The organism is Streptomyces sp. NH27, assembly GCF_056859195.1.
In genome coordinates this window covers 1-3,787 of sequence record NZ_JACEGK010000654.1, presented here as the reverse complement: position 1 = coordinate 3,787, position 3,787 = coordinate 1, and the positions used below count along the sequence as shown (strand labels likewise).

The window sequence follows — 3,787 nt, the reverse complement described above, 5'->3', positions numbered from 1 at the left end:
CCGTACTGCTGGTCACCTCGGTGCCGGCGGCCGGCGCGTGGAGCATCGCCGGCGCGGCGTTCGCCGGGTCCTCGGCCGCCGCCGTGATCGTCTTCGGGCTCGCCGCGCGCGGCGGTTTCCAGCAGAACCGGCTCGTCCTGGTCGGCGTCGGCGTGTCCGCCGCCACCACCGCGCTCATCAGCCTGGTCATCGTGCTCACCGACCCGTTCGACGCCACCAAGGCCCTGACCTGGCTGTCCGGTTCGACCTACGGGCGCACCGGCCCCGACCTGGCGCCGGTCGCGGCCGTGCTCGTCACCGGCACCGTCTACGCGGTCGTCAGGCGCCGGGAACTCGACCTGGTGGCACTCGACGAGGACACGCCCCGACTGCTCGGGCTACGGCTCGCGCACTCGCGGTTCGGCTTCCTCGCGGTCGGCGTGCTGCTGAGCGCCACCGCGACCGCCGCCGCGGGAACGATCGGCTTCGTCGGGCTCGTGGCGCCGCACGCGGCCCGCGCCCTGGTCGGCCGGCGGCATGTGCGGGTCGTCCCGGTCGCCATGATGCTGGGCGCCACGCTCGTCTGCGCCGCGGACCTGCTGGGCCGTACCGTCATCGCGCCGGCCCAGCTCGGCGCCGGGCTCATGACGGCCATCGTCGGCACGCCGTACTTCGTCCGCCTGCTCGTACGGACCCGGCGGTAGCGGCGCGTACGGGTCCGGTTGCCGAAGACCGGCCGGCAAATGGAGGGCGGGGCGGGGATCAACTCCCGCCGGCGGTGAGGAGTTCGTGCACCGGGAGGGTGGCCGCGCCGAGGGCGACCGCCTCCTGGCCGAGCCGGCCGAGTGCGAGCACGGTCCCGCCGGCCATGTAGCCGAGCACGTGACGGTCCATCACCTCGCGTACCGCGGGCAGTATCGCGGGGCCCATCGCCGCGCCCACCCAACCGGAGAGGATCACCCGGTCCGGGCCGAGCAGGTGCACCAGGTTGGCGATGCCCACGCCGAGGTACTCCGCGGCCCGGCGCACCGTGTCGGCGGCGGCACCGGGCGTGCGGGCGGCGGCGACCAGCGAGGCCAGCCGCTGCTCGATGCCGCCTCCACCCAACTCCGTTGCCCCGGGCTGCTGTTCGTAGTGCGCGAGAATCGCCTCGGCGCCGACGTACGCCTCCAGGCAGCCGCGTGACCCGCACCGGCAGGCCGCGCCGTCCTTCTCCACCACGGTGTGGCCCCACTCGCTGGTCGCGCTGGTGACGCCACCGGGCGAGCCCGTCGCGACCGCGGCGCCGACGCCGACCGCGAGCAGCACGACGATCGCGCGCTCGGCGCCCCGGCCCGCGCCGCGCCACATCTCGGCCTGGCCGAGGGTGCGGGCACAGTTGTCCAGGTGCAGCGGCGCGGCGATGCGCGGCCCGAGCAGGCCGCCGAAGGGCACGCCCGACCAGCCGAAGGTCGGCGCGTGCACGAACCCGCCGGGCAGCACGGCGCCGGGCACGCCGACGCCGACACCGAGCAGTCCGGCCGGGTCGACCCCGGCCTCGGCGGTGACCTCCCCGATGCCCGCGAGCACCGACTCGGCGAGCAACGCGGGGTCGCAGCGGCCCCCGTCCAGCGGGTGGGTGGCGGTCGCCAGCGTGTCGAGGGTCCAGTCGAAAAGGCCGACCTGGACATGCGTCTCGCCGATGTCCACGCCGACTACCTGCGCGTATCCCGGCTCGACCGCCAGCAGTGCGCGCGGACGGCCACCGTCGGAGTCCAGCAGCCCGGCCTCCGCCACCAGGCCGTCGCCGACCAGGTCGGTGACCACGTTGCCCACCGTCGCCGCACTGAGCCCGGTGTCCCGCGCCAGGTCGAACCGGCTGGCCGGGCCGTGCAGGTAGAGCCTGGTCAGGACGGACGTACGGTTGTGCCGGCGTAGATCTCTCGTCGTCCGCCCCACGTCGCGCTTCACCGGGCTCCCCCTGTCGCCGTACCCGGCACATCGTGCCAGACCGGGGGTCGGCCACCATCAGCAGGGAAGCGCTCTCCCGGTACGCCGGTGGGCGCTCTCCCCCGGCTCGACGGCTCACGGCCCGCGGACACTTCAGCGCCCAGGGCCCGGCAGACATCCGATGCCTCGCCCCGACGGGCCGGCCGCGCGGGCGGGCCGGCCGCCGGGACCCGGTGAGAGGCGGAGCGGCGGCGGGCGGGGGGCGACGGACCGCGGCTCAGTCCCGGCCGGCGCCGCGGTACAGGTCCAGTTCCCCGTCCAACTCCACTGCCAGCACGGTCGCGTACGGGTCCACGTCGCCCGGTGCGGGGGCGTCGATCCACAGCACGCCGGGCACGTCGTGCAGCCCGCCGGTGACATTGTGGCCGACCTCGGTCCCGGTGCCCAGCACGGTGACCCGGCGCACCGCGTTGCGCAGACCGCGCACCGACACGGTCTCGCGCGGCGGGTCGAAGCAGGTCAGGTAGAGCGTCCGGCGGTCGGCGGACAGGGTGCTGGGGCCGTAGTGGTGGCCTGGCGGCAGTCCGGCCACGGTGCCGTACACCGCGTCCGCGTGCCGGGCGGTCCAGTCGCCCAGGCCCTCCAGGCGGGCGATCTGCTCGGGCGTGATCGTGCCGTCCTCGCGCGGGCCGACGTCGAGCAGCAGGTTGCCGCCGGCGCCGACCGTCTCGGCGAGGTAGCGGACGAGCTGGCCGACCGACTTGTGGCGGCGGTCGTGCGGCTGGTAGCCCCAGGAGTCGTTGACCGTCAGGCACAACTCCCAAGGGCCGTCCGGAGCTTGCAGCGGGACGCCCTGCTCGGGCGTGGCGTAGTCACCGCGGTGCAGCATGCGGGAGTTGAGCACGACGTCCGGGGTGACCGCGAGAATCTCGTCGGCGAGCGCGTCGATGCCCCACTGCTCGGCGGACCGCTCCCACTCGCCGTCGAACCACAGCAGGTCGGGGCGGTAGCGGGTGGTCAACTCCCTTACCTGCGCGTTTCGGTAGGCCAGATAGCGGCGCCATGCGGCGGGATCCTCCGCACCCGGCTCCGGGGCGCTGAAGCGGTTGTCGTTGACCGGGATCTCGGCCGGCGGCGACAGATGGCGGACGGTCGGGTAGTCCGGGTGCGACCAGTCCGAGTGCGAGTAGTAGAGCCCGACCCGCAGACCGTGCGCGCGCAGCGCTTCGGCGTATCCGCCGATCAGATCGCGGCCGGCCGGGGTGTCGCGGGCCACGGACAGACCCTGCTGCTCGGTGTCCCACAGCGCGACGCCGTCGTGATGACGGGCGGTGAGCACCGCGTACCGGGCTCCCGCCCGGGCGAACAGCCGCGCCCAGGAGTCCGGTTCGTACCGGGCCGCGGTGAACCCGCCGAGCTGGCCCATGTACTGCTCGCGGCTGACCCGGCCGTCGTAGAACGCCCACGACTCGGGGACGCCGTCGACCGCGTAGACGCCGTAGTGCACGAAGATGCCGAGCTTGGCGTCGGGGAACCAGGGCTGCATGGGCATGAGCCGCAACCACTCCAATACATCGGATGTATAACCAGACGACCTCGACCCTAAGTCCGCCGGCGCCGCCGATCAATCCCCGCCGGCGCGAAGGCGACACGAAGGCGACACGAAGCCGGCGAGAGAGCGGCGCGAAATCGATACCGGGCGGTCCCCGCAGCCGCCGGGAGAACGCCCCCGGGCCCGTACGCCCCATGTCGCGCCCCATTCTCCGCCGACCCCTTGACACTTCGGAAACCGAGCGACGACCATCAGGGCCAGCCGTTCGGAGAGCGCTCTCCGATGGCGTCCCGCTCCACCCGCTCGACCACCGGCAGTCCCCCGCCG

General features: G+C 74.2%; 3 protein-coding genes. 1 reads left to right on the top strand and 2 read right to left on the bottom strand.

Annotated elements, in window-relative coordinates; genetic code table 11:
• Positions 1-683 (top strand): iron chelate uptake ABC transporter family permease subunit (locus AC13HU_RS33875; RefSeq protein ID WP_483045822.1); only part of this gene is annotated, 683 nt, incomplete at its 5' end.
• Positions 684-741: 58 nt separating this feature from the next.
• Here the strand turns inward: AC13HU_RS33875 and AC13HU_RS33870 are convergent.
• Positions 742-1,929 carry an ROK family transcriptional regulator gene (locus AC13HU_RS33870; protein WP_483045821.1) on the bottom strand — a complete coding sequence of 396 codons (1,188 nt, stop codon included), beginning with the start codon at positions 1,927-1,929 and terminating at the stop codon, positions 742-744.
• 256 nt (positions 1,930-2,185) lie between these two features.
• Positions 2,186-3,460: an alpha-L-fucosidase gene (locus tag AC13HU_RS33865; protein WP_483045820.1), complete on the bottom strand. Its 1,275-nt coding sequence runs from the start codon at positions 3,458-3,460 to the stop codon at positions 2,186-2,188.
• Positions 3,461-3,787 lie beyond the last annotated feature (327 nt).

Excerpts from the sequence above, each read along its gene's own strand:
- AC13HU_RS33865 (WP_483045820.1), bottom strand. The coding sequence starts at position 3,460 with ATGCCCATGCAGCCCTGGTTCCCCGACGCCAAGCTCGGCATCTTCGTG.